25 protein-coding genes are annotated in these 24,893 nt (G+C 71.3%); 10 read left to right on the forward strand and 15 right to left on the reverse strand.

All coding sequences use genetic code 11. From position 1 onward, the window contains the following. The first annotated feature begins 234 nt into the window (after window positions 1-234). From IF67_RS0122750 to IF67_RS0122765, 4 genes are all read left to right on the forward strand, one after another. Window positions 235-1,053: an NAD-dependent epimerase/dehydratase family protein gene (locus IF67_RS0122750; protein ID WP_030988472.1), complete on the forward strand. Its 819-nt coding sequence runs from the start codon at window positions 235-237 to the stop codon at window positions 1,051-1,053. Between the two features lie 129 nt (window positions 1,054-1,182). Then, window positions 1,183-1,455, forward strand: a complete 273-nt coding sequence (locus IF67_RS0122755; protein ID WP_030988473.1) for a GlsB/YeaQ/YmgE family stress response membrane protein — start codon at window positions 1,183-1,185, stop codon at window positions 1,453-1,455. A gap of 76 nt (window positions 1,456-1,531) precedes the next feature. Next, window positions 1,532-2,764 carry a TerD family protein gene (locus IF67_RS0122760; RefSeq protein ID WP_030988474.1) on the forward strand — a complete coding sequence of 411 codons (1,233 nt, stop codon included), beginning with the start codon at window positions 1,532-1,534 and terminating at the stop codon, window positions 2,762-2,764. 327 nt (window positions 2,765-3,091) lie between these two features. After that, window positions 3,092-3,964, forward strand: a complete 873-nt coding sequence (locus tag IF67_RS0122765; RefSeq protein WP_030988476.1) for a class I SAM-dependent methyltransferase — start codon at window positions 3,092-3,094, stop codon at window positions 3,962-3,964. Between the two features lie 40 nt (window positions 3,965-4,004). Here IF67_RS0122765 and IF67_RS0122770 read toward each other — a convergent pair whose 3' ends face one another. Further along, a complete protein-coding gene (locus IF67_RS0122770; RefSeq protein WP_030988478.1) occupies window positions 4,005-5,456 on the reverse strand; it encodes an alkaline phosphatase PhoX in 1,452 nt (483 codons plus the stop codon). A 201-nt stretch (window positions 5,457-5,657) separates the two neighbouring features. Beyond that, window positions 5,658-7,172 (reverse strand): hypothetical protein, encoded by a 1,515-nt coding sequence (locus tag IF67_RS0122775; RefSeq protein WP_030988480.1) that lies wholly within the window; start codon window positions 7,170-7,172, stop codon window positions 5,658-5,660. A gap of 228 nt (window positions 7,173-7,400) precedes the next feature. Between IF67_RS0122775 and IF67_RS0122780 the strand changes: the two genes are divergently transcribed. The 3 genes from IF67_RS0122780 (at window position 7,401) to dapA (ending at window position 10,629) form a co-directional block, all read left to right on the forward strand. Beyond that, window positions 7,401-9,239, forward strand: a complete 1,839-nt coding sequence (locus IF67_RS0122780; RefSeq protein WP_030988482.1) for an endonuclease/exonuclease/phosphatase family protein — start codon at window positions 7,401-7,403, stop codon at window positions 9,237-9,239. 127 nt (window positions 9,240-9,366) lie between these two features. Then, entirely contained in the window at window positions 9,367-9,516 is a 150-nt protein-coding gene (locus IF67_RS44350) for a hypothetical protein (protein WP_018091848.1), read from the forward strand. A 147-nt stretch (window positions 9,517-9,663) separates the two neighbouring features. Then, window positions 9,664-10,629, forward strand: coding sequence for a 4-hydroxy-tetrahydrodipicolinate synthase (gene dapA, locus IF67_RS0122790; protein WP_030988484.1), 966 nt, complete (start codon window positions 9,664-9,666; stop codon window positions 10,627-10,629). On the opposite strand, the gene IF67_RS39470 is transcribed toward dapA, so the two are convergent. From IF67_RS39470 to IF67_RS0122850, 12 genes are all read right to left on the reverse strand, one after another. After that, a complete protein-coding gene (locus tag IF67_RS39470; RefSeq protein ID WP_078889573.1) occupies window positions 10,541-11,473 on the reverse strand; it encodes an EI24 domain-containing protein in 933 nt (310 codons plus the stop codon). The two genes, dapA and IF67_RS39470, sit on opposite strands and share 89 nt — an antisense overlap. A gap of 210 nt (window positions 11,474-11,683) precedes the next feature. Next, complete coding sequence (dapD, locus tag IF67_RS0122800) at window positions 11,684-12,724, reverse strand: 2,3,4,5-tetrahydropyridine-2,6-dicarboxylate N-succinyltransferase (protein WP_234341254.1); 1,041 nt, start codon at window positions 12,722-12,724, stop codon at window positions 11,684-11,686. Window positions 12,725-12,842: 118 nt separating this feature from the next. Beyond that, window positions 12,843-13,382 carry a TetR/AcrR family transcriptional regulator gene (locus IF67_RS0122805; RefSeq protein WP_030988489.1) on the reverse strand — a complete coding sequence of 180 codons (540 nt, stop codon included), beginning with the start codon at window positions 13,380-13,382 and terminating at the stop codon, window positions 12,843-12,845. Further along, the gene (locus tag IF67_RS0122810; RefSeq protein ID WP_030988491.1) at window positions 13,382-13,702 is read right to left on the reverse strand and encodes a DMT family transporter; all 321 of its coding nucleotides are present in this window, start codon (window positions 13,700-13,702) and stop codon (window positions 13,382-13,384) included. Before IF67_RS0122810 ends, IF67_RS0122805 begins: the two co-directional genes overlap by 1 nt. A 158-nt stretch (window positions 13,703-13,860) precedes the next feature. Next, window positions 13,861-14,196 carry a metal-sulfur cluster assembly factor gene (locus IF67_RS0122815; protein WP_030988494.1) on the reverse strand — a complete coding sequence of 112 codons (336 nt, stop codon included), beginning with the start codon at window positions 14,194-14,196 and terminating at the stop codon, window positions 13,861-13,863. Further along, window positions 14,193-14,651, reverse strand: a complete 459-nt coding sequence (sufU, locus tag IF67_RS0122820; protein WP_030086263.1) for a Fe-S cluster assembly sulfur transfer protein SufU — start codon at window positions 14,649-14,651, stop codon at window positions 14,193-14,195. Before sufU ends, IF67_RS0122815 begins: the two co-directional genes overlap by 4 nt. Window positions 14,652-14,705: 54 nt before the next feature. Next, window positions 14,706-15,962 (reverse strand): cysteine desulfurase, encoded by a 1,257-nt coding sequence (locus tag IF67_RS0122825; protein ID WP_030988496.1) that lies wholly within the window; start codon window positions 15,960-15,962, stop codon window positions 14,706-14,708. Continuing rightward, the gene (sufC, locus tag IF67_RS0122830) at window positions 15,959-16,723 is read right to left on the reverse strand and encodes a Fe-S cluster assembly ATPase SufC (RefSeq protein WP_030988498.1); all 765 of its coding nucleotides are present in this window, start codon (window positions 16,721-16,723) and stop codon (window positions 15,959-15,961) included. Before sufC ends, IF67_RS0122825 begins: the two co-directional genes overlap by 4 nt. A gap of 7 nt (window positions 16,724-16,730) precedes the next feature. Next, window positions 16,731-17,048, reverse strand: a complete 318-nt coding sequence (locus IF67_RS0122835) for a non-heme iron oxygenase ferredoxin subunit (protein ID WP_030086270.1) — start codon at window positions 17,046-17,048, stop codon at window positions 16,731-16,733. Then, entirely contained in the window at window positions 17,045-18,265 is a 1,221-nt protein-coding gene (gene sufD / locus IF67_RS0122840) for a Fe-S cluster assembly protein SufD (RefSeq protein ID WP_030988500.1), read from the reverse strand. Before sufD ends, IF67_RS0122835 begins: the two co-directional genes overlap by 4 nt. 59 nt (window positions 18,266-18,324) lie before the next feature. Further along, complete coding sequence (gene sufB / locus IF67_RS0122845) at window positions 18,325-19,746, reverse strand: Fe-S cluster assembly protein SufB (RefSeq protein WP_030988502.1); 1,422 nt, start codon at window positions 19,744-19,746, stop codon at window positions 18,325-18,327. After that, a complete protein-coding gene (locus IF67_RS0122850) occupies window positions 19,743-20,603 on the reverse strand; it encodes a helix-turn-helix transcriptional regulator (protein WP_030988504.1) in 861 nt (286 codons plus the stop codon). The genes sufB and IF67_RS0122850 overlap by 4 nt, the downstream gene beginning before the upstream one ends. A 280-nt stretch (window positions 20,604-20,883) precedes the next feature. Here IF67_RS0122850 and IF67_RS0122855 point away from each other — a divergent pair, with 280 nt between their 5' ends. The 3 genes from IF67_RS0122855 (at window position 20,884) to IF67_RS0122865 (ending at window position 23,783) form a co-directional block, all read left to right on the forward strand. After that, window positions 20,884-21,846, forward strand: coding sequence for an ABC transporter ATP-binding protein (locus IF67_RS0122855; RefSeq protein ID WP_030988506.1), 963 nt, complete (start codon window positions 20,884-20,886; stop codon window positions 21,844-21,846). Beyond that, window positions 21,843-22,649: an ABC transporter permease gene (locus IF67_RS0122860; RefSeq protein ID WP_030988509.1), complete on the forward strand. Its 807-nt coding sequence runs from the start codon at window positions 21,843-21,845 to the stop codon at window positions 22,647-22,649. Before IF67_RS0122855 ends, IF67_RS0122860 begins: the two co-directional genes overlap by 4 nt. Window positions 22,650-22,778: 129 nt before the next feature. Beyond that, on the forward strand, window positions 22,779-23,783 hold the full coding sequence (locus IF67_RS0122865) for a COX15/CtaA family protein (protein ID WP_030988511.1): 1,005 nt from the start codon (window positions 22,779-22,781) through the stop codon (window positions 23,781-23,783). Here the strand turns inward: IF67_RS0122865 and IF67_RS0122870 are convergent. Then, window positions 23,756-24,802, reverse strand: coding sequence for an amidohydrolase (locus tag IF67_RS0122870; RefSeq protein WP_030988513.1), 1,047 nt, complete (start codon window positions 24,800-24,802; stop codon window positions 23,756-23,758). The two genes, IF67_RS0122865 and IF67_RS0122870, sit on opposite strands and share 28 nt — an antisense overlap. Window positions 24,803-24,893: the final 91 nt, after the last annotated feature.

Genomic DNA, 24,893 nt, shown 5'->3' on the forward strand with positions numbered 1-24,893 from the left:
GGGCTCTCCCTGGCATGCATGTGCATGTCTCTGATCAACGTCCACGTTTCTGAACGTGGCCACGCTAGAGTAGCCGTCCTGGACCGGTCAAGGGTCCACAACTGCCGTGCCGCAAGCGGATTTACCGGGCCCGTCAAGCGTCTTGACCGGACAAGATCCAGCTCTCTCGCGTGTCCACACATATGAATGCTCCGCGCATACAGCCTTGGAGTTCAGCCGGAGGAGTCACCGCCCATGACCGCACCCCGCACCGTCCTGCTCACCGGCGCAGCCGGCGGGCTCGGCACCCTGATGCGCGAGCTGCTGCCGCCCTACGGGTACCGGCTGCGCCTCTTCGACCAGCGGCCCGTCGACACCACGGGCGGCGAACCGGACGCGATCACCGCCGAGCTGGCCGACACGGAGGCGCTGCGCGAGGCGGTGCGCGGGGTCGACGCCATCATCCATCTCGCCGGCATCTCCCTGGAGGCCGACTTCGCGCAGATCCTGCGCGCCAACATCGAGGGCACCCACCACCTGTACGAGGCGGCGCGCGAGGCAGGCGTCCGCCGGGTCGTCTTCGCCTCCTCCAACCACGCCGTCGGCTTCACCCCGCGTCCCCCGGACGGCTCCGGCGCCATCCCCGTCGGCACACCCCGCCGCCCCGACACCTACTACGGGCTGTCCAAGGGGTTCGGCGAGGATCTCGCCTCGCTGTACTGGGATCTGCACGGCATCGAGACCGTCTCGGTCCGCATCGGCTCCTGCTTCCCCGAGCCGACCTCGGTCCGGATGCTGTCCATCTGGCTGAGCCCGGCCGACTGCGCACGGCTGCTGCACGCCGCACTCACCGCGCCGGACGTCGGCCACACCGTCGTCTACGGCTCCTCCGCCAACACCCGCCTGTGGTGGGACCTGTCGACCGCCCGCGCCCTGGGGTACGAACCGCAGGACGACTCCGAGCCGTACGCGGCGGCGCTGCTCGCCGCGCACGGCGCACTGGACCCCGGCAACCCCGAACACGGGCATCTCGGCGGCGCCTTCTGCACCGACCCGCCCCGGTGGCCGCACTGACGGGACGGCCCTGGCGGCTGCCCCCGCGGCCGTAAGGGGCATGGCTCCCGCCACGCCGCGGAACCCCCGCCGCCCGGCCGGCGTCCTGCTCTGTGTACCCACCTACCGCGCAGGAACGAGGAACGCATCATGGGCATCGTCAGCTGGCTCGTACTCGGGCTGATCGCGGGCATCATCGCGAAGGTCCTGCTGCCGGGACGGGACCCGGGCGGCATCGTCGGCACGACCCTGATCGGCATCGTGGGGTCCTTCCTCGGCGGCTGGCTCTCCACCAAGATCCTGCACCGCCCGATCCCGAAGGACTTCGGCGAACCCTCCATGTGGATCGCCTCGATCGCCGGCGCCCTGGTCCTGCTGATCGCCTACCGGCTGCTCTTCGGCAACTCCCGCGAACGCCGGTGACCGGGCCGGGCGGCCAAGAGGCCACAGGTAATGGAACCGCAAAGGCGAGCCGATCGTTGAGCCCGGCATGACCGCTATGACTCCTGGCTCGAACCTCCCGCTCAGCGCCGTGCGGGTGGCGGTGGACGTCACCGCCCCCGTGCGGCTGGACGTATCGGGCCTGCTGCTCGCCGCCAACGGCAAGGTGCGCTCCGACGACGACTTCGTGTTCTACAACCAGCCCAGCGGACCGGGCGTGACACACTCCGCGGCGGCCGGCGGCGGCGACACCATCACGGTGGACACCGCCGCGGTCCCCGACGGCATCGAGAAGATCGTGGTCACCGCGAGCCCGGACGCCCCCGGCGCGACCTTCGCCGGCACGGAACCGACCGGCACGGTCCGTAACGCCGACGACGGCAGCGTCATCGCCACCTTCACCCCGCCGCAGCTCGGCTCCGAGACCGCGCTGGTGGTCGTCGAGATCTACCGCCGCAACGGCGCCTGGAAGGTCCGCGCGGTCGGCCAGGGCTACGCCAACGGCCTGGCGGGGATCGCCACCGACTTCGGCGTCAGCGTGGAGGAGCCGGCCGCCCCCGCCGCCGTCCCGCAGGCACCCCCCGCTCCCCCGGCGCCCGCCGGCCAGTGGGGACCGCCCGCCGGCGCACCGTCCCCGGTCGCCCCGCCGCCGGCCGCCGCTCCCCCGGCACCGGCCGCACCGGCCGCGGCCGCCGCCCCGGCCCCCGGCTCCGGCAAGATCAACCTCGACAAGGGCCGCGTCAGCCTCCAGAAGAACCAGACCGTCTCGCTGGTCAAGGGCGGCAGTCCGCTGCTCAGCTCGGTCAAGATGGGCCTCGGCTGGGAGCCCGCCTTCCGCGGGAAGAGCATCGACCTGGACGCCTCGGTCATCGCCTACGGCCCGGACCGCAAGAAGATCGACAACTGCTTCTTCGGCAAGCTGATGATCCTGGGCGGCGCGATCCAGCACTCCGGCGACAACCTCACCGGCGAGGGCGCCGGCGACGACGAGGCGATCACCGTCCACCTCGGCGGGCTGCCCCCGGAGGTGACGGGCCTGGTCTTCGTGGTGAACTCCTTCACCGGCCAGAAGTTCTCCGACGTCGCCAAGGCGTACTGCCGCCTGCTGGACGCCCAGAGCGGCGAGGAGCTGGTCCGCTTCGACCTCACCCACGCGGAGCCGCGTACGGGCGTGATGATGGCGAAGCTCATCCGCCAGTTCTCCGGCGAGTGGGAAATGACCGCGCTCGGCGAGTTCGTCGACTCCCGCACGGTACGCGGCATGGTCAAACCGGCCGCAAAGACCCTGTGAGCCGCTGACGCCCCCGTCCCTGACGGCCCCTCGGGCCCGTCAGGGACGGGCCGGGGCCGCGCGGCGGCGGCCCCGCCCACGGACCGTCCCACCGCCGCCTCAGGTCCACGGCGTCCCGCCGCGCCGCCCCCGCCGGACGGCCTGCCCTGGTGCGCAAAGGGTCCAGGACCGAAAATTGTGTCGTCCGTATCCGTCGAGCTCACCCCCGCTCCCTCCCCGTCCGCCCGCCCCCGCCGTTCCCCCTCTCCGCCACGCCCTTCAGCCCCGCCCCGTCACGGGCCCAGCCCGTCGCGGCGCATCCCCCACGGCACGCACGAGGAGCGTTCGATGACGCAGCAGCCGCCGGCCGGCCCCGCGGACCCCCCGGACGGCCCAGCACTCCCGGACCTTCCCGACCGGGTGGTGAGGATCTACGGCGAACTCGACCTCAGTACCGTCCCCGCCTTCGCCGGCGGCTTCATCAATTTCGGCTACTGGTCGGGCCTGCCCGGTCCCGCGGGCCGGCTGCTGACCGAGTCCGACCGGGTGCGCAGCGAAGAGGATCTCTACCGTCTGGTGCTCGGCACCTTCGACCGGCCGCAGGGCCGCACCGCCCTGGACGTCGGCTGCGGACGCGGGCTGGGCTGTGCGCTGGCGCTGCGGGAATTCGGCCTGGGGACGGTCATCGGGCTGGACGCGCACCCCGACCAGATCGCCCGTGCCCGGGAGGCGAACGCGGCGCTGCTCACCGCGTCCGCAACGGCTTCCGGGCGGCTGGAGTTCGTCCAGGGCGCGGCCCAGCGCATCCCGCTCCCCGACGACGGTGTCGACTGCCTCTTCTCCGTCGAGGCGGCGCAGCACTTCCGCGATCTGGCCGGTTTCGCCCGGGAGGCGGCGCGGGTGCTGCGCCCCGGCGGCCGGCTGGCGCTGACGACCTTCTTCGCGCGCACGCGGTCGGCCGCCCGGGAGCTGCCCGCGCTGCTGCCCCCGTACGCCGACGGCCTGGACGTCCCGCATGTGGTGGACGAGGTCGCCGGGACGCTGACCGCGGCGGGTCTGCGCGAGGTCCGGGTGCAGTCGGTCGGCGACGGGGTCTGGGAGTACTACGACCGCTATATGGCCCAGCAGCCGGAGCTCCGCGACGACTGGCCGCGCCGCTATCTGACGGCATATGAGACCGGGCTGCTGGACTACTACCTGCTGACGGCGGGAGCGGGCTGAGGCACCCGCCCCGCCGCCGGGGTACGGCTACTTCTGCCGGCTACTTCTGACGGCGCTGCCGCTTCCAGGGTCCGGTGATGGCCAGCATGATGCCGGGCTCCTGGATGTTGGCGAACAGCGTCCGTCCGTCCGGGGAGAACACCGGCCCGGTGAACTCGCTGAACTCCGGCTCGTCCGCGGTGCCGATGTTGAGGTCGTTGCGGGCGATCGGGTAGGTCCGTCCGTCGTCGGTGGCCCCGAAGAGGTGCTGTACGCCCTCGCCGTCCTCGGCGATGATCAGCCCGCCGTAGGGCGAGACGGTGATGTTGTCGGGGCCGTCCAGCGCACCGTCCTTCGCAGGGTCCTGGTTGACGCCCAGCAGCACCTTCAGGGTCAGGGTCCGCCGCCGCGGGTCGTGGAACCAGACCTGCCCGTCGTGCTGGACCGGGCTCTCGTCCCGGGCGTACGAGGACACCACGTACGCGCCGCCGTCCGCCCACCACAGGCCCTCCAGCTTGCGGGCGCGGGTGACCTGACCGTCCTTGAACTGCTTGCGCACCGAGACCTTGCGGGCGTCACGGTCGGGGACCTCGACCCAGTCGACGCCGTAGACGGTGCCGGCCTTGGTGGCACGCGAGAGGTCGTCGACGAACCGGCCACCGGAGTCGAAGCACTTGAAGGCCTCGAGCACACCCGCGTCCTCGGCCAGCGTGCGCAGCTGCCCGCGGCCGTGCCGGAATCCGTGCGGCGGGGTCCAGCGGTAGAACAGGCCGTTGGGGGTGTCGGCGTCCTCGGTCAGGAAGAGGTGGCCGCGCTTGGGGTCGACGACCACCGCCTCGTGGGCGTAGCGCCCCAGCGCCTTGACGGGCCTGGGGTCGCGGCCGGCCCGCAGGTCGTGCGGGTCGACCTCGAAGGCATAACCGTGGTCCTTGGTCATGCCGTGCTGGCCGGCCTTGTCCTCGTTCTCCTCGCAGGTGAGCCAGGTGCCCCAAGGGGTGGTGCCGCCCGCGCAGTTGGTGGACGTACCGGCGATACCGACCCGCTCGCCGACCGGTGTGCCGTCCTTGGCGACCTCGACGACGGTGCAGCCGCCGGCCGCCGCCGGGTCGTAGACCAGCCCCTCGGCCAGCGGCACCGGGTGCGGCCAGTCGGCGCGCGGGCCCTTCAGCTCGTGGTTGTTGACGAGGAGGGTGGTGCCGCGGTGGCCCTCGAAGGTGCCGGTGCCGTCGTGGTTGGAGGGGGTGGACTCACCGCTGTCGAGCGTGGTGACCCCGGTCCGGGTAATGATCTTGTACGAGAACCCTGCGGGCAGCGCGAGGATGCCGTCCGGGTCCGGGACCAGCGGGCCGTAGCCGATGCCGTGGCCGTCCGCCGCGCCGTCCCGGCCGGCGTCCGGCACCTCCTCGGCGAGGGCTCCGGGCGCGGTGGCCAGCACCCCGACGCTGCCGGCCAGCGTGACGCCCGCGCCGGCGAGGGCGGAACGCTTGGCGAAGTCTCTGCGGGTGAGCGGCATGGTCATCTCCTGGAGGGCCGGTTTCTTCTCCCCTGTGCCTGCGTCGCACACGCTCTCGTGCGTCGTCGAACTCCAGTTGAACGCGGCGCGACATCCAGGAAGCAGTTGGGGCCGGTCCGGCGGACCGGGACCGGACCGGTCCTGATCCGCCGGACCGGCCCCGGGCGTACGTGATCCGCCCCTGCCGTGTCCGGTGTCCCGTCAGCCGGACTGCCGCGAGCGCGCCTTGAACGCGGCCTTGCGGGCCTCCTTGGCGGCCTTCTTGTCCGGGTGCAGCCGGCCCATGGCCTCCAGGACGTCGGCGGTGCCCGGGTGATCCACCCGCCAGGCCGTGTCGAAGAACCCGCTGTGCTGATCGGTCAGGCCCTGCACCAGGTCGCGCAGCTCGCCCGTGGCGTCCTCGTCGGCGCTGTCCAGCTGCGCCGCGATGGTGTCCACCGTCAGCCAGAAGATCATCTCCTGGGACGGCTCGGGGATACCGGGCAGCGCGCGCTCGGCGAGCCAGACCCGGGCCAGGCCGCCGAGCTGCCGGTCGTCGAGCACGTCGCGCAGCGCGGCCTCGGCGTCCGGCGAGACCAGCGAGAGGGTCTGCTGGGCGGCGAGCCGGCGCTGCGGGGCGCGCTCGTCGTCACCGCGGGCGGCCGTGAGCAGGTCCCGGGCGGCGTCCAGGGGCGTACGGGCGGTGAGCCACAGCTCGGACTCGGCCTGGGCGAGCGCCTCGGGGTAGTCGGGCAGCGCGTCCAGGAGGACATCGGCGCCCTTGTCGGTGAGGTCGCCGACCGCCGGGGCGTGCACCCCGGCATCCAGCATCCGGGCGCGTACGGCGTAGACGCCGAGCGGGGTGAGGCGGACCAGGCCGTAGCGGGAGACGTCCTCGTCGGTGAGCGGCTCGGCGGTGGGCTCCCCGGAAGAACCTGGGGAGAGGACCGTCTCGCCGTCCTCGTCCAGCTCCTCGATGAGCGCCTCGTCGACGGGCTGGTAGGCGACCAGACCGATCGGCTCCAGCACCCGGAACTGGTCGTCCAGGCGCATCATCGCCTCGGAGACCTCTTCGAGGATGTCGTCGGTGGGCTCGTCCATATCGTCCGGGACGATCATGGAGGCGGCCAGCGCGGGCAGCGGAACCTGCTGGTCGGGGCCCTCGTTCAGGGCGGTGAGCAGGTAGAGGTTGCCGAGGATGCCGTCGAGCAGCTCGGCCTCTTCCTCCGGGTTCCAGTCGATCGCGTCCAGGTCCAGTTCGCCGCCCTCGGTGAGCTGGTCGGCGAGGTCGGCGAGATCGGGGGCGGCCGCGTCGGCGAGCACGGTCTCCATGCCGCCGAGCCAGATGTCGAGGATGTCCTGCGGGCTGCCGGAGGTGAGCAGGCCCAGCTCGTCGCCGGGGGTGGCGGTACCGGCCGCGGCGTCGTCGGGGAGGTCGGCGCCGTCCTCGCCGTCGGTGGTCTCCTCGATCTCCACGAGTCCGGTGTCCACCGCCAGCTGCCAGGCCTCGGCGGTGTAGGCGGGGCCGTCCTCGTCGCCGGCCAGGCCGAGGTGCTCGGTGGCGGCGGCCAGCGGCTCTTCGAGGATCTCGCCGCCGACGCCGACCGGGACGCCCCGCTCGGCCCAGCGGGCGAGCTTCGCAGCGCGGGCCAGCAGGGGGGCGCTCAGCGCCTCGCGGGCCAGTTCCGCTTCTGAGTGCAGCCGCACCGGCGGCAGGGTGGGGCGGTCTGCGGACATCGGGTGCTCAGCTCCTCGGACGGACTACGGGCTCGTTGCGCCGCCCAAGCGTAGACGGAATTCCCCGTAACTCGGACGCTTCACCCCCGCACCCCCTCCCGGTCACCCGGAGAAGCTTGACAACTCCCGTGCGTGCACAAGAGATTGACGCAGATCGACGCGCGTAGCGCGCCGGTCCGGCTCCCGCACGCACATTCCAGCCACCCCCCATCACCCTCGGAGGCATGCATGCCGTCCCGTCGTTCGCTCCGCAGACCGGTCGCCGTCAGCGCGGTGGCCTGCGCCGCCCTGGCCGGCGGACTGCTCACCGCAACCCAGTCCGCCTCCGCGGCCGGCGCCCGGATCCACGACATCCAGGGCAGCACTCGAATATCCCCGCTGGCCGGGCAGCAGGTCAGCGAGGTGCCCGGCACGGTCACCGCGGTCCGGTCGTTCGGCTCGGCGCGCGGCTTCTGGGTGCAGGACCCGCGCCCGGACAACGACCCGGTCACCAGCGAGGCGGTCTTCGTCTTCACCGGCAAGGAGACGCCGAAGGCCGCCGTCGGCGATGCGCTCACCTTCTCCGGCACGGTCAGCGAGTACTACCCCGGCGGCAAGGACGCCGGCCTGCAATCCGTCACCGAGATCACCGGCGCCACCTGGACGGTGAACTCCTCCGGCGCCCCGGTGCCGGCCGCCTTCAAGCTCACCCCGTCCTCGGTGCCGAACCGGTACGCCCCCACCGCGGGCGGCAAGAGCATCGAGTCCCTCAAGCTGCGCCCCGGCTCGTACGCGCTGGACCGCTACGAGTCGCTGGAGGGCATGCGCGTCTCGGTGTCGGACGCCCCGGTCGTCGGCGCGACCAACACCCACAACGAGCTGTGGGCGACGGCTGAGCCCCGCCACCAGCGCACGGCCCGCGGCGGCACGCTCTACCGCTCGTACGCGGACCCCAACGGCGGCCGGGTCAAGGTGGCGTCGCTGATCCCCTTCTCCGAGCGGCCCTTCCCGGTGGCCGACGTCGGCGACAAGCTGACCGGCACCACCGCCGGCCCGCTGGACTACGACAGCTTCGGCGGCTACTCGCTCCAGGCCACCGAGCTGGGCACACTCACCGGCCATGGCCCCGCGCCGGAGACCACCCGCAAGCAGAAGTCCGACGAGCTGGCCGTGGCCACCTACAACGTCGAGAACCTGGCCCCCACCACCCCGCAGGCCAAGTTCGACCGGCTGGCGAAGGCGCTGGTGCACCATCTCGCCTCCCCCGACGTCGTCGCGCTGGAGGAGGTCCAGGACGACAACGGCGCCACCGACAACGGCGTGGTCACCGCCGGGGCCACCCTCACCAAGCTCACCGACGCCATCAAGGCGGCGGGCGGCCCGGCGTACGAGTGGCGGCAGATCGACCCGGTCAACGACCAGGACGGCGGTCAGCCCGGCGGCAATATCCGTGTGGCGTTCCTGTTCAACCCCGACCGGGTGTCCTTCACGGACGTCAAGGGCGGCGACGCCACCACCCCGGTGCAGGTGGTCGCCGACCACGGCAAGGCCACCCTGTCCGCGTCCCCCGGCCGGATCGCGCCCGCCGACCCGGCGTGGAAGGCCAGCCGCAAGCCCCTCGTCGGGCAGTTCTCCCTCAAGAGCCGCCCGGACAGCCGGGTGTTCGTGATCGCCAACCACTTCAACTCCAAGGGCGGCGACCAGGGCCTGGACAGCCGTTTCCAGCCACCGGCCCGGAGCTCGGAGACCCAGCGCACCGCCCAGGCCCGGCTGGTCAACGCGTTCGTCAAGGATCTGCTGGCCAAGGACCCGAAGGCCGATGTGGTGGTGGCCGGCGACCTCAACGACTACCAGTTCTCACCGGCGTTGAAGAGCCTCACCGCCGGGGGTGTGCTCACCGACCAGGTCGGCCGGCTGCCCGCCGCGGAGCGCTACGGCTACGTCTACAACGGCAACTCGCAGGTGCTGGACCACATGCTCACCAGCCGGCGGCTGACCCGGGCCGACTACGACATCGTGCACATCAACGCCGAGTATGCGGACCAGGCCAGCGACCACGATCCGCAGGTGCTGCGCATCAAGCCGTAGCCTCCGCGGCACGTCACCGCGTGTGACGCTCCCGTCACCCGCCCGGCCCACGCCAGGGGGCCAACTGCCGCAGGGGGTGCGGTACTGGGATCGTAAGAAACATTCGGCGAGACATTAGGGAGTCATCATGCCGAAGTCCCAGAACCGTAAGTCAGGCAACAAGGACCGTGCCGCCGAGCGGCGCACCGACCAGCGGAAGCCGAAGTCGTCGGAGGAGTCCGCCGCCGAGCGGACCCAGGACCTGAAGCGTTCGCGGAATGGCCTGACTGGCGCGTGATGGGCCTGTGATGCCCGAGCGGCCGTCGCACCGGAAGGCGCGGCGGCCGCTGCACGTTCCGGCCACGCGCTGGACGTAGCACTGCTTAATCAATCAGCCAGCACAATTAAGTGGACGTGAAATATGAGGCGCCCTCAGACTCCTGGCATGGAGACCATGACCACCCCCCTGGCACGCCCGGTGGCCGCACCGCCCTTCGGCCGTACCGCCATCGCCATGATCACCCCGTTCACCGCCGACGGAGAGCTCGACACCGACGGCGCGCAGCGGCTCGCCACCCACCTCGTCGACGACGGCGGCTGCGACGCACTGGTGCTGAGCGGCACCACCGGGGAGTCCCCGACGACCTCGGACGCCGAGAAGGAAGCCCTGGTGCGGGCCGTGGTCGAGGCCGTCGGCGACCGGGCACGGATCACTGCGGGGGTCGGCACCAGCGACACCCGGCACTCCGTCGCACTGGCCCGCAACGCCGAACGGGCGGGCGCACACTGCCTGTTGGTGGTCACGCCCTACTACTCGCGGCCCGCCCAGGAGGCCGTCGCCCACCACCTGCGGACGGTCGCGGACGCCACCGGACTGCCGGTGATGCTCTACGACATCCCGGGCCGCACCGGCACCGCGCTGACCGCCGGGACGCTGCTGCGGCTGGCCGCCCATCCACGGATCGCGGGGGTCAAGGACTGCGCCTACGACCCGCTGAAGTCGGCGAAGGTCCTGGCGTCGACGGGCCTGGCCTACTACGCGGGCTGCGACGAGCAGATCCTCCCGCTCCGCGCGCTCGGCGGCAGCGGCTGTGTCAGCACCGCCGGCAATGCCGCGCCGCGGGCGGTACGTGCGGTGCTGGACGCCTTCGAGGCCGGCGACACGGCCGAGGCGGCCCGCCGTCAGCTTGCGCTGCTCCCGCTCATCGAGGCGGTGACCGGCGGCGAGCACCCCGGCACGGTCACCGCGAAGGCGCTGCTCAACCACCTCGGCCTGCCCGCGGGACCGGTCCGCGGCCCGCTGCTGGCGGCGGACGCCCAGCTCACCAGCCGGCTGGCGGACGCGCTGCGGACGACTCTGGACCGGACGGCGGATGTGGGTACTGCGGTGCCTGCGGCTGTCCCTGGCTAGCGGGGAACGGGCCGGGCGCCGGCCCGAAGCCGCCCGGCTGCCCGTACGGCGCCCCGGCCCGGTCCTGCCCGTACGGGCCCTCGCCCCGGTCCGGCGCGGGCGGCTCCTCCTCGTCCACCAGGTCCCGTACCAGCAGCGTCGCGCCGGCCACCGCGCCCGGCATCAGCGCCACCGCGACGAACGGGATCAGGAACAGCAGCACGACCGGGGTGCCGAAGCCGATCGCGAGCGCCTTGCGGCCCCGCAGCAGCCGCAGCCGCTCGCGCACCGGAATGTCCCGGCGCTGCATGGCCACCGAGGTCAGCTCGACGGTGAGGAAGAAGCCGGAGACACAGAAGCCGAGGACCGGGATCACGGTCTGCCCGAGGAACGGCACGAACCCGAGGGCGAACAGCAGGATCCCGAAACCGGCGGCCCGCAGCAGCACATGGACGCTGTCCCGCAGGGCGATCCAGATCTCCTGCCACAGCGGGCGGTCCGGGGACGGCGGGCAGTACCCCTCGGACTCCTCGACCTTCTCCGACAGCGACTCGTAGAAGGGGTCGCCGATGAGCAGGGTGACGGCGGTGAACGTCAGCACCGACAGCATCAGCCCGCCGGCGAACAGCAGCCCCACGAACACCCCGCGCAGCAGCCCCTGCCACGGCGAACCCCAGCTGTCGGCGAACGGCGTCGCCCAGGCGGCGATATCGCCGGACCAGAGGGCGAGCACGGTGAGCACCGCGGCGTACAGCACCAGCGCGATCAGCGCCGGAATCAGCCCGAATCCCCACCACCGGCCGTGCTGGGCGACCCAGCGCTGCCCCTTGCCCAGATACCGCATCCCCGCTACAAGATCACGCATGACGCAAAGCCTATCGGCGTCCGGCCGGGCCGGGCACAGGGGCTGCGCGGAAGCGGAAAGGCAACGGCCCGGCGGTTCTCCCGCCGGGCCGCTGACGCCGCCGTGAACACTCGGCCGCGCACGGTCAGTTGCGCACGGCCGGCCGTGTCGGTGCGCTCAACCGCGGCTGTGCACTCACTTGCCGCTGTGCGCCCGGTGACGGCTGTGCGCTCAGTTGTGGCTGTGCAGCACCTCGTTGAGGCCGCCCCAGGCCGCCTTGTTCGGGCGGGCCTCGACGGTGCCGGTGGTGGAGTTGCGGCGGAAGAGGATGTTGTCCGCGCCGGAGAGCTCCAGGGCCTTGACGATCTGGCCGTCGGGCAGCGTGACGCGGGTGCCGGCGGTGACGTACAGCCCCGCCTCGACGACACACTCGTCGCCGAGCGCGATCCCGATGCCCGACTCGGCGCCCAGCAGGCAGCGCTCGCCGATCGAGATGATCTGCTTGCCGCCGCCGGAGAGGGTGCCCATGGTGGAGGCGCCGCCGCCGATGTCGGAGCCGTCGCCGATGACCACGCCCGCGCTGATCCGGCCCTCGACCATGGAGGTGCCCAGCGTCCCGGCGTTGAAGTTGACGAAGCCCTCGTGCATGACGGTGGTGCCGGCCGCGAGGTGCGCGCCCAGGCGCACCCGGTCGGCGTCCGCGATCCGCACCCCGGTGGGCGCGACATAGTCGGTCATCCGCGGGAACTTGTCGATGCTGGTGACCATCAGGTGCAGCCCCTCGGCGCGGGCGTTCAGCCGCACCGTCTCCACCTGGTCGACGGCCACCGGGCCCAGCGAGGTCCAGGCGACGTTGGCCAGCAGGCCGAAGAGGCCCTCCAGGTTCTGCCCGTGCGGCTTGACCAGCCGGTGGCTGAGCAGGTGGAGACGCAGGTAGGCGTCGTGCGCGTCCAGCGGCTTGTCGTCGAGGGAGGCGATGACCGTACGCACGGCGACGACCTCGACATCACGGACCGGGTCGGGACCGATCGCCTTGAGCACGGCGGCGCCCAGCAGTTCGGTGGCGCGCTCGTCGTCGAGGCGCTCGGTGCCGGCCGGGCCAGGGCCCTCGGCCGTCACAGCGACCAGCTCGGGCGCCGGGAACCAGGCGTCGAGAACGGTGCCGTCGGAGGTGACGGTGGCAAGCCCGGCGGCGACGGCGCCGGGGATGGGGGCACCTCCCAGCCCGTTCAGGGCCTGGGGGAGGGAAGCGGAAACAGCAGCATCGGTCATGTCCGAAACCTAACCGGAGGGCGCCCGTCGAGGCGAACCGGTCTCAACGACCGGGCCCCTCCGCACGGTCGCGCCACCCCGCCCGCCGGGTCCGGAAGGCGGCCCGCTGCCGGGCGGCTCAGCCCAGCACCCCGGCCAGCCCGGCCCGCACCGCCTCGGGGTCGAAGGGCTGCCCGGTCAGCAGATGCTGCAACACCAGCCCGTCGGTGAGGGCCACCACCGTCCGCGCCGTGCGCAGATCGCCGATCCGCTGTCCGAGCAGCCGCACCATCTCGTCCAGGCATTCGGCGGCGATCGGCCGCACCGCCTCGTGCCGCAGCGCCGCCAGATACAGCTCGTACTCCAGCTCCATCCGCCTGTGGTCACCGGTCAGCGTGTCCTCGACCAGCCTCGCGACCTCCTCGGCGAGCGGTGCCGCCGGATCGATGCCGTCGACCCAGCGCGCGAAGTCGTCCAGGCACACGACGTTGGACTGCCGCAACGCGGCGACCAGCAGGTCGTCCAGGGTCGCGAAGTGGTAGGTGGTCGAGCCGAGCGGCACATCCGCCGCGGCGGCCACGGCGCGGTGGCTGAGCCCGGCGATCCCGCGCTCACCGACCACGGCGATCGCCGCATCGATGATCCGCTGCCGCCGGTCCGGATCGTAGCGCCGGGCCATCAGTGCGCCCCGTCCAGATTCAGCACCACGACCCCGGCGATGACCAGCAGCACCCCGAGGAGCTTCAGCGCACTGGCGCTCTCCCCCAGGAAGACCATCCCGATCATCGCGATCACCGCCGTTCCGGCGCCGGACCAGATGGCGTACGCGGTGCCGACGCTCATCGTTTTGAGCGTCTGGGCGAGCAGCGCAAAAGCGAGCAGATAGCCCAGCGCGGTGGCCAGCGACGGCCACAGTCTGCTGAAGCCGTCGCTGTACTTCATCGCGGTGGTCGCGAGTATCTCGGAGAGGATCGCGCAGGCAAGCGTCACGTAGACCATGTGGACGAGCGTACACAACGTTGCGTACGGTCGTACATAACTCTCGCCGGTCCGTCCCGCGACGGGACCCACGGGGCCCCGGCACAGCGATACGGCCGTGCCCTCCGGGATGTCCGGTGGGCACGGCCGTATCGGCGGGTCTTTCGGGCGGCGACGTCTCAGACGTTGAAGCCCAGCGCGCGCAGCTGCTCGCGGCCGTCGTCGGTGATCTTGTCCGGGCCCCACGGGGGCATCCAGACCCAGTTGATCTTCAGTTCGTTGACGATGCCGTCCGTGGCGGACTTCGCCTGATCCTCGATGACGTCGGTCAGCGGGCAGGCCGCGGAGGTCAGCGTCATGTCGATGGTGGCGATGTTGGCCTCGTCGACGTGGACGCCGTAGATCAGCCCCAGGTTCACGACATCGATGCCCAGCTCGGGGTCGACGACGTCGTAGAGCGCCTCGCGGACCTCTTCCTCGGATGCCGGCTTGGTGGTGGTCGGGGTGTCGGTCATGCGGTCTTCGCCTCCTCGGAGAGGGCCTTGGCCGTGGCGTCCTTCCAGGCCATCCAGCTGAGCAGCGCGCACTTCACTCGCGCGGGGTACTTCGAGACACCGGCGAACGCCACCGCGTCCTCCAGCACCTCCTCCATGGCGTCATCCGGCTCGATCTGGCCCTTGGACTGCATCAGCTCCAGGAACGTCTCCTGGATCTTCTGCGCCTCGCCGAGCTCCTTGCCGACGAGGAGGTCGTTGAGCACCGACGCACTGGCCTGGCTGATGGAGCAGCCCTGGCCCTCGTAGGACACATCCTCAATCGTCGCGCCGTCGAGCCGCACGCGCAGCGTGATCTCGTCACCGCACGTGGGGTTGACATGGTGCACCTCGGCGTCGCCGTCCCGAAGACCGCGCCCGTGCGGGTGCTTGTAGTGGTCCAGGATGACGTCCTGGTACATGGAATCCAGCTTCACGGCTCAGTCAGTCCTCGTCCTCATCCGCTGTGCTTGGTAACCGGCTGTGTCTGTTTAACCGAAGAAGTTGCGGACGTGCTCCAGGCCCTCGACCAAGGTGTCGACCTCGGCGGGGGTGGAGTACAGATAGAACGACGCTCGCGTGGTCGCAGGAATTCCGTAGCGCAGGCAGACCGGCCGTGCGCAGTGGTGACCCACGCGGACCGCGATGCCCTGCTCGTCCAGCACCTGGCCGACGTCGTGCGGATGGATGTCGCCGAGCGTGAAGGAGAGCGTCGCCCCGCGGTCCTCGGCCGTGCTCGGGCCGATGATGCGCAGGTCGGGGACCTCCAGCAGCCGCTTGACGGCGTACTCGGTGATCGCGTGCTCATGCGCGGCGATGTTGTCCATGCCGATCGAGGCGAGGTAGTCCACGGCCGCGCCGAGGCCGACGGCCTGGGCGATCGGGGGCGTACCCGCCTCGAACTTGTGCGGCGCGGGCGCATAGGTCGAGGAGTGCATCGAGACGGTCTCGATCATCTCGCCGCCACCGAGGAACGGCGGGAGGTCCTCCAGCAGCTCCTGGCGGCCCCACAGCACACCGATGCCGGTCGGGCCGCACATCTTGTGGCCGGTGAAGGCCACGAAGTCGGCCTGGAGCGCCTGTACGTCCAGCACCATGTGCGGGGCGGCCTGCGAGGCGTCGATGCAGACCAGTGCGCCGACCTCCTGGGCGCGGCGGATGATCGTCTCGACCGGGTTGATCGTGCCCATGATGTTCGAGACCAGCGTGAAGGAGACGATCTTCGTCTGCTCCGTGATGACCTCGTCGATGTTGGACAGGTCGAGCCGGCCGTCGTCGGTGATGCCGAACCACTTCAGCTTCGCGCCGGTGCGCTGCGAGAGCAGCTGCCACGGGACGATGTTGGAGTGGTGCTCCATCTCCGTGATGACGATCTCGGTCTCGCGGTCCACGCGGTAGGGCTCATCCGCCCAGCCGAGCATGTTGGCCACGAGGTTGAGCGACTCCGAGGCGTTCTTGGTGAAGATCACCTCGTCGCGGCTCGGCGCGTTGATGAAGGCGGCCACCTTGTCGCGGGCGCCTTCGTACAGCGCCGTGGCCTCCTCGGCGAGCACATGCACGCCGCGGTGAACGTTGGCGTTGTGCTGCTCGTAGTACTCGTTCAGCGCGTCGAGCACCTGGCGGGGCTTCTGCGAAGTCGCCGCGTTGTCCAGGTAAACGATCTTCTTCCCGTCGTGGACCACGCGATCCAGGAGGGGGAAGTCCTTACGGATCGCCTCTGTGTCGAGGAGGCCCGGCATCTGTGTCACGTGGTTGCGCCACCCTTCGTGTACTCCTCGTAGCCCTCGGCCTCGAGCTTGTCGGCGAGCTCGGCGCCGCCGGACTCGGCGATCCGGCCGTTCGCGAAGACATGCACGTGGTCGGGCTTGATGTAGCGCAGGATGCGCGTGTAGTGGGTGATCAGCAGGGTGCCGACCTCGCCGGTCTCGCGGACGCGGTTGACGCCCTCGGAGACGGTGCGCAGCGCGTCGACGTCCAGGCCGGAGTCGGTCTCGTCGAGGATCGCGATGGCCGGCTTGAGCAGCTCCAGCTGGAGGATCTCGTGGCGCTTCTTCTCACCGCCGGAGAAGCCCTCGTTGACGTTGCGCTCGGCGAAGGCGGGGTCCATGGAGAGACGCTCCATGGCCTCCTTGACCTCCTTGACCCACAGCCGCAGCTTGGGGGCCTCGCCGCGGATCGCGGTCGCGGAGGTGCGCAGGAAGTTGGAGACCGAGACGCCGGGCACCTCGACCGGGTACTGCATGGCGAGGAAGACGCCGGCCCGGGCGCGCTCGTCGACGGACATCTCCAGGACGTCCTCGCCGTCGAGGGTGACGGTGCCGCCGGTGATCGTGTACTTGGGGTGACCCGCGAGCGAGTAGGCGAGGGTCGACTTGCCGGAGCCGTTGGGGCCCATGATGGCGTGCGTCTCGCCCTGCTTCACAGTCAGGTCGACGCCCTTCAGGATCTCGCGCGGGCCGTTCTCGGCCTCGACGGAGACGTGCAGGTCGTGGATCTCAAGCGTTGCCATGGGGAACTCAGGACTCCTGGGTGACGGAGACGAGCACGTCGTCCCCTTCGATCTTTACGGGGTATACGGGGACGGGGCGCGTCGCGGGAAGGCCGCTCGGCTTGCCGGTGCGCAGGTCGAAGCTGGAACCGTGCAGCCAGCACTCGATCGAGCAGTCCTCGACCTCGCCCTCCGAGAGGGAGACGTTCGCGTGCGAGCAGATGTCGTTGATCGCGAACACCTCGCCCTCGGTGCGGACCAGCGAGACGGGCGTGCCGTCGAGCTCCACCCGCTTGGGGGTGTCCTCTTCCAGCTCGCTGAGCGCCGCTGCGCGTACGTACGTCATGCCGCGGACGCTTCCAGCTCGGCCTCGATCTTGCTCATCAGACGCTCTTCGACGTCCGGGAGACCGATCTGCTGGACCAGCTCGGCGAAGAAGCCGCGGACGACCAGTCGGCGGGCCTCGTCGGCCGGGATGCCGCGGGCCATCAGGTAGAACAGCTGCTCGTCGTCGAAGCGGCCGGTGGCCGAGGCGTGGCCGGCGCCGACGATCTCGCCGGTCTCGATCTCGAGGTTGGGGACCGAGTCGACCCGCGCGCCGTCGGTGAGGACGAGGTTGCGGTTGAGCTCGTAGGTGTCCGTGCCGGTCGCGGACGCCTGGATGAGAACATCGCCGATCCAGACCGCGTGCGCGTCCTGGCCCTGGAGCGCGCCCTTGTACGTGACGTGGGAGCGGCAGTTGGGCGCCTCGTGGTCGACCATGAGGCGGTGCTCCTGGTGCTGGCCCGCTTCGGTGAAGTACAGACCGTAGAGCTCGGCCTCGCCGCCGGGTCCGGCGTACGTGATGCGCGGGTGCAGCCGGACGACGTCGCCGCCGAAGGTGACCACCACGGACTTGAAGCTCGCGTCCCGGCCGACGAGGGCGTTGTGCTGCCCGACGTGCACGGCCTGGTCGTCCCAGTCCTGGACGGAGACGACGGTCAGCTTGGCGCCGTCACCGAGGAGGTAGTCGACGTTGGCGGCGAGCACTGCGTCACCGGTGTGGTCGATGACGACGACCGCCTCGGCGAAGGCTCCCAGCTCGATGACCTGGTGGCCGAAGGCCGTGCCGCCGTCGCCGTGGACGGCGATCCGGATCGGCTCGGTGAGCACGGTCTCCTTGGGGACCGTGACCACCGAGGCCTTCTCGAAGGAGCTGTACGCCTGGGCGGCGACCCGGTCCACGGGCTTGCCGGCCTTGCCGACCCGCGGGTCGGCGCGGTCGACCAGCTCGTGGGTGACACCCTCGGGAGCGGTGATGTCGATCTTCAAGTCCGGCCCGCCGGCCTCGGCACTGCCGTCGTGCAGGCCCTTCAGACGCGCGAGGGGCGTGAACCGCCACTCCTCCTCGCGGCCGTGCGGCACCGGGAAGTCCGCCACGTCGTAGGACGGCGGGGCGCTCATCCGGGTGGCGACGGTGGACTCCGCGGCCACCGCAAGGGAGCCGGTGGTCGTGGAACCCGCCGGTGGGGGCCCCCCCGCTCGAGCGGAGCCGAGAGTGGGGGAGTTCTGAGCCTCAGCCATGGCTGTCGTAGTGCTCGCTTTCTGCAATCAGAGAGTCAGTCGCTGCTGGGGGCCGGGCGTCAGCCGACCGAACCTTCCATTTGCAGCTCGATCAGCCGGTTCAGCTCCAGCGCGTACTCCATCGGCAGCTCACGGGCGATCGGCTCGACAAAGCCGCGCACGATCATCGCCATGGCCTCGAACTCCGTCAGGCCGCGTGCCATCAGGTAGAAGAGCTGGTCCTCGCTGACCTTCGAGACGGTCGCCTCGTGCCCCATGGAGACGTCGTCCTCGCGGACGTCGACGTAGGGGTAGGTGTCCGAGCGGGAAATGGTGTCCACCAGCAGGGCGTCACACAGCACGTTGGACTTGGAGCCCGCGGCGCCCTCGCCGATCTCGACCAGGCCTCGGTAGGAGGTGCGGCCGCCGCCTCGTGCCACCGACTTGGAGACGATGTTGGAGGAGGTGTTCGGCGCCATGTGGACCATCTTGGAGCCGGCGTCCTGGTGCTGGCCCTCGCCCGCGAAGGCGATGGACAGGGTCTCGCCCTTGGCGTGCTCGCCCATCAGGTAGACCGCCGGGTACTTCATGGTCACCTTGGAGCCGAGGTTGCCGTCGACCCACTCCATGGTCGCGCCCTCGTAGGCGACGGCGCGCTTGGTGACCAGGTTGTAGACGTTGTTCGACCAGTTCTGGATGGTCGTGTAGCGGCAGCGGCCGCCCTTCTTCACGATGATCTCGACGACCGCGGAGTGCAGCGAGTCCGACTTGTAGATCGGCGCCGTGCAGCCCTCGACGTAGTGGACGTAGGCGTCCTCGTCGACGATGATCAGCGTCCGCTCGAACTGGCCCATGTTCTCCGTGTTGATCCGGAAGTAGGCCTGGAGCGGGATGTCGACGCGGACACCCTTGGGGACGTAGATGAACGAGCCGCCGGACCACACCGCGGTGTTCAGCGACGCGAACTTGTTGTCGCCGACCGGGATGACCGTGCCGAAGTACTCCTGGAAGAGCTCCGGGTGCTCCTTGAGCGCGGTGTCGGTGTCCAGGAACAGGACGCCCTGCTCCTCCAGGTCCTCACGGATCTGGTGGTAGACGACCTCGGACTCGTACTGCGCGGCGACACCGGCGACCAGGCGCTGCTTCTCCGCCTCGGGGATGCCGAGCTTGTCGTAGGTGTTCTTGATGTCCTCGGGCAGGTCCTCCCAGGAGGCGGCCTGCTGCTCGGTGGAGCGGACGAAGTACTTGATGTTGTCGAAGTCGATGCCCGACAGGTCCGAGCCCCAGTTCGGCATGGGCTTCTTGTCGAACAGCTTCAGACCCTTGAGGCGGAGCTTGAGCATCCACTCCGGCTCGCTCTTCTTCGCCGAGATGTCGCGGACGACGGCCTCGGAAAGACCGCGCTTGGCGGAGGCGCCGGCCACGTCGGAGTCGGCCCAGCCGTATTCGTACTTGCCCAGGCCCTCGAGCTCAGGGTGAGCAGTCTCCGTAGGGAGCGTCATGCGGGGTTCCTCCCGGCCGTGCTTGCAGATGCTGTGGTGGTCTTGGTGGTGCGTGCGGTGCTGTGAGCGGCTTTGCCGGCACCGGCCTTCGGGACGAAGGTCGTGCACACCCCGTCGCCGTGGGCGATGGTGGCAAGTCGCTGTACGTGGGTCCCGAGCAATCGGGAGAAGACCTCGGTCTCCGCCTCGCACAGCTGCGGGTACTGCTCGGCGACATGGGCAACCGGGCAGTGGTGCTGGCAGAGCTGTTCACCGAGCTGGGGATTGGGGGCGCTGCGCGCCGTAGCAGCGTACCCGTCGGCGGTCAACGCCTTCGCCAGGGCCTCGGTACGGGCCTCGGGACCGGCGGACTCGACCGCCTTGCGGTAGCCCTCGGCCTGGGCGGCGAGCCGTGCGCGGGCGAATGCGGCGACGGCGGCCTCGCCCTTCTCGCCGCCGCCCGCGCCCTGCGCGATCCAGCGCAGCGCGTCGGAGGCGAGCTGGTCGTAGGCCTGGTCGAAGGCATCGCGCCCGCAGTCGGTGAGGGCGAAGGCCTTGGCCGGGCGGCCGCGGCCACGCGCGCCGTAGACCCGCTTCTCGCGGGGCTCGACGACGCCCTCGGCGGCCAGCGCGTCCAGATGCCGGCGGACGGCCGCCTGGGTCAGTTCCAGCCTCAGGGCCAGCTCGGCGGCGGTGGACGGACCGTGGTCGAGAATGGAGCGGGCGACCCTGTTGCGGGTGCCCTGCTGTTCGTCGTGCGGCGCCGGGGCAGGCGCGGCGCCCGTCCCGCGCCGCTCGGTCTGCTCGTGCGCGGAGGCGGCCGGCCCGGCGGTCTGGTCGACCTCGGGCCCTTCCTGTTCCTCGCTCGCGTATTTCACAACGCCATTGTTGCGTAATTCGCCAAAGCGATACAAGCCTCGTCCGGATCACGGACGGGTGGCCTCTATCACTTAGGCTGCCCTAATTTCAAGTACCTTCCGAGCCCCTGGAAGCGCTGCCGACCTGCGACGGGACGGTCCCGCCAAGCGCGGGCGCACCAGGGCGCGCGGAGCGGCGGAATTGGTAGGGCCGCACACCGCCGGATTGGGTACCCGGGCGCGGAAAAGCACCTGCGCCCCCGTTGAAGAACTCCCCGCCACTCTCCGTAGACTGCCCGCCATGCGCAGCACCTCCCCGGGGGGCGCCCCCCGGACCCCCGGACGAGAGCCTGCCGTCGAGGTCGACGGCCTGGTCAAGCGATACGGGACCAAGACCGCCGTGGACGGCCTCGACCTGACCGTCGCGCGCGGCGCGGTGACCGCCGTGCTCGGCCCCAACGGCGCCGGCAAGACCACCACCGTCGAAATCTGCGAGGGCTACCGCCGCCCGGACGCCGGCCGAGTCCGGGTCCTGGGCCTGGACCCGGTCGCCGACGCCGCGGCGCTGCGGCCGCGCATCGGCGTGATGCTCCAGTCCGGCGGCGTCTACACGGGCGCCAAGGCGGAGGAGATGCTGCGGCACACCGCCACCCTTCACGCCCACCCCCTCGACGTCGGCCTGCTCATCGAGCGGCTCGGCCTGGGCAGCTGCGGCCGGACGCCCTACCGGCGGCTGTCCGGCGGCCAGCAGCAGCGCCTCGCGCTGGCGATGGCCGTGGTCGGCCGCCCCGAACTGGTCTTCCTCGACGAGCCGACGGCCGGCCTCGACCCGCAGGCCCGGCACGCCACCTGGGACCTCGTACGGGAACTGCGCGCCGACGGCGTCAGCACCGTACTGACCACCCACTTCATGGACGAGGCCGAGCAGCTCGCCGACCATGTCGCGATCATCGACGGCGGCCGGGTGATCGCCCAGGGCAGCCCGGACGAGCTGTGCCGCGGCGGCGCGGAGAACAGCCTGCGCTTCACCGGCCGCCCCGGCCTCGACATCGCCTCGCTCCTCAAGGCGCTGCCCGCCGACAGCGCCGCCACAGAACCTGCCGCCGGCGTCTACCGCGTGCACGGCAAGGTCAACCCGCAGCTGCTGGCCACCGTCGCCTCCTGGTGCGCCCAGAACGGCGTGATGCCCGACGCGATAGCCGTCGAGCGCCACACCCTGGAGGACGTCTTCTTGGAGCTCACCGGCAAGGAGCTGCGCGCATGACCACGACCGAGGCCGGTGGCGTCACCGGCACGTTCACCCCGCGGCCCGGTGCGGCCCCGCTGCCCCGGATGATCCGCGCACAGGCGGCCCTGGAGACCAGGATGCTGCTGCGCAACGGCGAGCAGCTGCTGCTGACCGTCATCATCCCGACGCTGCTGCTGGTGCTGTTCTCCGCCGTCGACATCGTCGCGGTGCCCACCGATACGGCGGGCGGTGCGGGCAGCTCCGTCGACTTCCTGGCGCCCGGCATCCTGGCGCTCGCCGTGCTGTCGACCGCCTTCACCGGCCAGGCCATCGCGACCGGCTTCGAGCGGCGCTACGGCGTGCTGAAGCGGCTCGCCGTCTCACCACTGCCGCGCTGGGGGCTGATGACCGCCAAGACCTGCGCGGTGCTGGTCACCGAGGTCCTCCAGATCGTGCTGCTGACGGCCGTGGCCCTGGCGCTGGGCTGGTCCCCGCACGGCAACCCGCTCTCCGTGGTGCTGCTGCTCCTGCTGGGCACCGCCGCCTTCTCGGGTCTGGGCCTGCTGATGGCCGGCACGCTCAAGGCCGAGGCCACTCTCGCGGCGGCCAACCTGGTGTTCCTGCTGCTGCTGATCGGCGGCGGCGTGATCGTCCCGCTGGACAAGTTCCCGGAGGACGCCCAGAGCGTCCTCGGGCTGCTGCCGATCGCGGCGCTGTCCGACGGGCTGCGCGACGTCCTCCAGCACGGCGCCGGCATCCCCTGGCGGGACCTGGGCATCCTGGCCGGCTGGTCGGTGCTGGGTCTGGGCACGGCGGCCCGCTTCTTCCGCTGGGAGTGAGCCGCCGGACGGCCGTTCGCAGGGGAGTGAGCCGCCGGACGGCCGTGGTGCGGAGTGGTTCCGCGCGGGTCCGGTGGGTTACGCACCCCTCGTGAAAGTTTGCACAAGGCGCCGCCTACGATGGCTCCCGTGCCGAACACGCTGAATCCCCTTGAGCTGATCGCCCGCCGCTGGCAGCCGTCCGCGGCCTTTGTGCGCCGGGCCGCGCTGGCCACCGTCGTCATGGCCGTGATCATCGTCGTCACGGGTGGCGCGGTCCGGCTCAGCCAGTCCGGGCTGGGCTGCTCGACCTGGCCCAAGTGCACGCCGGACAGCCTGACTCCGACCGCCGCGATGGGCATCAACGGGCTGATCGAGTTCGGCAACCGCATGCTGACGTACGTCCTGTGCGCGGTGGTCGGCCTGTTCATCATCGCCGCCCGCGCCCGTCACCCCCGGCGCCGCTCGCTCACCCGGCTCGGCTGGGCGCAGTTCTGGCTCGTCATGAGCAACGCCGTCATCGGCGGCATCACGGTCCTCACCGGCCTGAACCCGTACATCGTCAGCTCGCACTTCCTGGCGGCCACGGCGCTGCTCACCGTCGCCGTACTGAGCTGGAAGCGGGCGAGCGAGGGCGACGAGGAACCGCGCGGCCTGGTCCCCCGTCCGGCGCGGCAGCTGGCCCGGCTGCTGGTGGCCGCGACCGGCGCCCTCACCGTCATCGGCACGGTCGTCACGGGCACCGGCCCGCACGCGGGCGACGCCAAGAAGGTCCACCGCATCCCGCTGGACTGGCAGGAGATCACCCAGCTCCACGTCGACTTCGTCTACATCGTCGTCGGCCTGTCCGTGGCCCTGTGGTTCACGCTGCGCGCCGTCAAGGCGCCGGCCGCCCCGCGCCGGACGCTCCTGGAGCTGTTCGCCTGTATCGCGCTCCAGGGCGTCATCGGCTACGTCCAGTACTTCATGGGTCTGCCCGAGATCGTCATCGGGCTCCACATGCTGGGTTCGGCCCTGGTGTGGATCTGTGTGCTGCGGGTCTGTCTGTCGCTGCGCGACCGCGGTCCGCTCCAGGAGGAGGACCCCGGCGGGTCCGCCCCCTCCCGCGAGCAGGAGGCCGCCGAACCTCAGCCGGCCTCCGCGCTCAGCCGGTAGACCCGGCGCGCGGTCCCCGACCCGACCATCTCGGTGATCCGCCGCCCGTCCTCGGTGCCGCACAGCCCCTCGTCGGTCCACTCCCGTACGAGGCGGCCCATGGCCCGCAGAAAGCACCGGGCGCCGGTCACATACAGCTCGGGCAGCCCGCGGGCGCCCGAGGAGAACAGCAGCTTGCCGAACGGCGCCTGACCGAGCGTCTCCTCCGGGCAGGGCCCGGCGTCCGCGTACACATGGGCGTGCACCGAGGCGAGCTGCGCCGCCCGCCGGTGGTGCGGCGCCTGCGGCAGCAGGACGAGAGCCGAGCCGATACCGGTCGTGGCACGCAGAAAGCCCGCCAGCGGCCCCGGGTCGGGGCAGTGCAGCTGCACCGGAAGACCGGTCGCCACCGCGCTCCACAGCAGATGCCGTACGAGCGCGGGCTCGCCCAGCCGCTCGCCGGGCCGGCGGCCGCGCAGCCAGCGGTCCGCGGCGCGCCGTACCTCGCCGGCCTCGGGGGCGTGCCCGTCGCAGTAGGTGGCGCCGGAGGCGAAGGCGGTGGTGTGCTGGGCCGCGGCGTACAGGGCCTCGGCGGTGTAGCCGAGGAAGGAGTCGACACTGCCGGAGGTGTCGGCGACCTGCTCGGCGAGCGGTTCGAGCCGTACGACCTCATGGGCGCCGGCCTCGGCGGCGGTGGCGAGTTCGGTGGCCGAGGTCAGCTCGCTGGGGGTGCCGGCCTCCAGCAGGAACGTGCCGATGCCGGAGCCGCGCAGCAGCAGACGTCCGGCCCGGTAGGCGCCGACCTCGCGCCGGCGGGCCAGGTAGCGGGCGGGCGGGCAGTGCGGGTCCAGGCCCAGCAGCGGGGGGCACCAGCGGCGTATCGCAAGGCCGGTGAAGCTGTCGAAGTAGCTGGTGCCGACGGGGGCCGGGCCGTGTGCGCCGGCCGCGGCGGCGAGGTGGGTCTCGAAGGAGCCGAGGCCGAGCTCGCCGTGCACCGCACCATGGCTGTACTGATCGATGAGCGGTGGAAGTCCGTCCATCCGCCCCTCCTCGCCGAGAGCCCGCCGAGCGCGGCCGGAGCGCCGCGCCTGGTGGGCTTAACGGGCGAGGAGGTGGTGAGGTAGCGGGCTC

Source organism: Streptomyces sp. NRRL S-1813, from assembly GCF_000719605.1.
GTDB classification, from domain to species: Bacteria; Actinomycetota; Actinomycetes; order Streptomycetales; family Streptomycetaceae; genus Streptomyces; species Streptomyces decoyicus.

What these genes read in the sequence shown, in the direction of transcription:
- IF67_RS0122810 (WP_030988491.1), bottom strand. Translation starts at nt 13,702, where the DNA reads ATGGTCTACGTGACGCTTGCCTGCGCGATCCTCTCCGAGATACTCGCG.
- sufB (WP_030988502.1), bottom strand. Translation starts at nt 19,746, where the DNA reads ATGACGCTCCCTACGGAGACTGCTCACCCTGAGCTCGAGGGCCTGGGC.
- IF67_RS0122750 (WP_030988472.1), top strand. Translation starts at nt 235, where the DNA reads ATGACCGCACCCCGCACCGTCCTGCTCACCGGCGCAGCCGGCGGGCTC.
- sufC (WP_030988498.1), bottom strand. Translation starts at nt 16,723, where the DNA reads ATGGCAACGCTTGAGATCCACGACCTGCACGTCTCCGTCGAGGCCGAG.
- IF67_RS0122860 (WP_030988509.1), top strand. Translation starts at nt 21,843, where the DNA reads ATGACCACGACCGAGGCCGGTGGCGTCACCGGCACGTTCACCCCGCGG.
- IF67_RS0122780 (WP_030988482.1), top strand. Translation starts at nt 7,401, where the DNA reads ATGCCGTCCCGTCGTTCGCTCCGCAGACCGGTCGCCGTCAGCGCGGTG.
- IF67_RS0122815 (WP_030988494.1), bottom strand. Translation starts at nt 14,196, where the DNA reads ATGACCGACACCCCGACCACCACCAAGCCGGCATCCGAGGAAGAGGTC.
- IF67_RS0122770 (WP_030988478.1), bottom strand. Translation starts at nt 5,456, where the DNA reads ATGCCGCTCACCCGCAGAGACTTCGCCAAGCGTTCCGCCCTCGCCGGC.
- IF67_RS0122855 (WP_030988506.1), top strand. Translation starts at nt 20,884, where the DNA reads ATGCGCAGCACCTCCCCGGGGGGCGCCCCCCGGACCCCCGGACGAGAG.
- dapD (WP_234341254.1), bottom strand. Translation starts at nt 12,724, where the DNA reads ATGACCGATGCTGCTGTTTCCGCTTCCCTCCCCCAGGCCCTGAACGGG.
- dapA (WP_030988484.1), top strand. Translation starts at nt 9,664, where the DNA reads ATGGAGACCATGACCACCCCCCTGGCACGCCCGGTGGCCGCACCGCCC.
- IF67_RS0122870 (WP_030988513.1), bottom strand. Translation starts at nt 24,802, where the DNA reads ATGGACGGACTTCCACCGCTCATCGATCAGTACAGCCATGGTGCGGTG.
- IF67_RS0122775 (WP_030988480.1), bottom strand. Translation starts at nt 7,172, where the DNA reads ATGTCCGCAGACCGCCCCACCCTGCCGCCGGTGCGGCTGCACTCAGAA.
- sufD (WP_030988500.1), bottom strand. Translation starts at nt 18,265, where the DNA reads ATGGCTGAGGCTCAGAACTCCCCCACTCTCGGCTCCGCTCGAGCGGGG.
- IF67_RS0122755 (WP_030988473.1), top strand. Translation starts at nt 1,183, where the DNA reads ATGGGCATCGTCAGCTGGCTCGTACTCGGGCTGATCGCGGGCATCATC.
- IF67_RS44350 (WP_018091848.1), top strand. Translation starts at nt 9,367, where the DNA reads ATGCCGAAGTCCCAGAACCGTAAGTCAGGCAACAAGGACCGTGCCGCC.
- IF67_RS0122760 (WP_030988474.1), top strand. Translation starts at nt 1,532, where the DNA reads ATGACTCCTGGCTCGAACCTCCCGCTCAGCGCCGTGCGGGTGGCGGTG.
- IF67_RS0122835 (WP_030086270.1), bottom strand. Translation starts at nt 17,048, where the DNA reads ATGACGTACGTACGCGCAGCGGCGCTCAGCGAGCTGGAAGAGGACACC.
- IF67_RS0122805 (WP_030988489.1), bottom strand. Translation starts at nt 13,382, where the DNA reads ATGGCCCGGCGCTACGATCCGGACCGGCGGCAGCGGATCATCGATGCG.
- IF67_RS39470 (WP_078889573.1), bottom strand. Translation starts at nt 11,473, where the DNA reads ATGCGTGATCTTGTAGCGGGGATGCGGTATCTGGGCAAGGGGCAGCGC.
- IF67_RS0122765 (WP_030988476.1), top strand. Translation starts at nt 3,092, where the DNA reads ATGACGCAGCAGCCGCCGGCCGGCCCCGCGGACCCCCCGGACGGCCCA.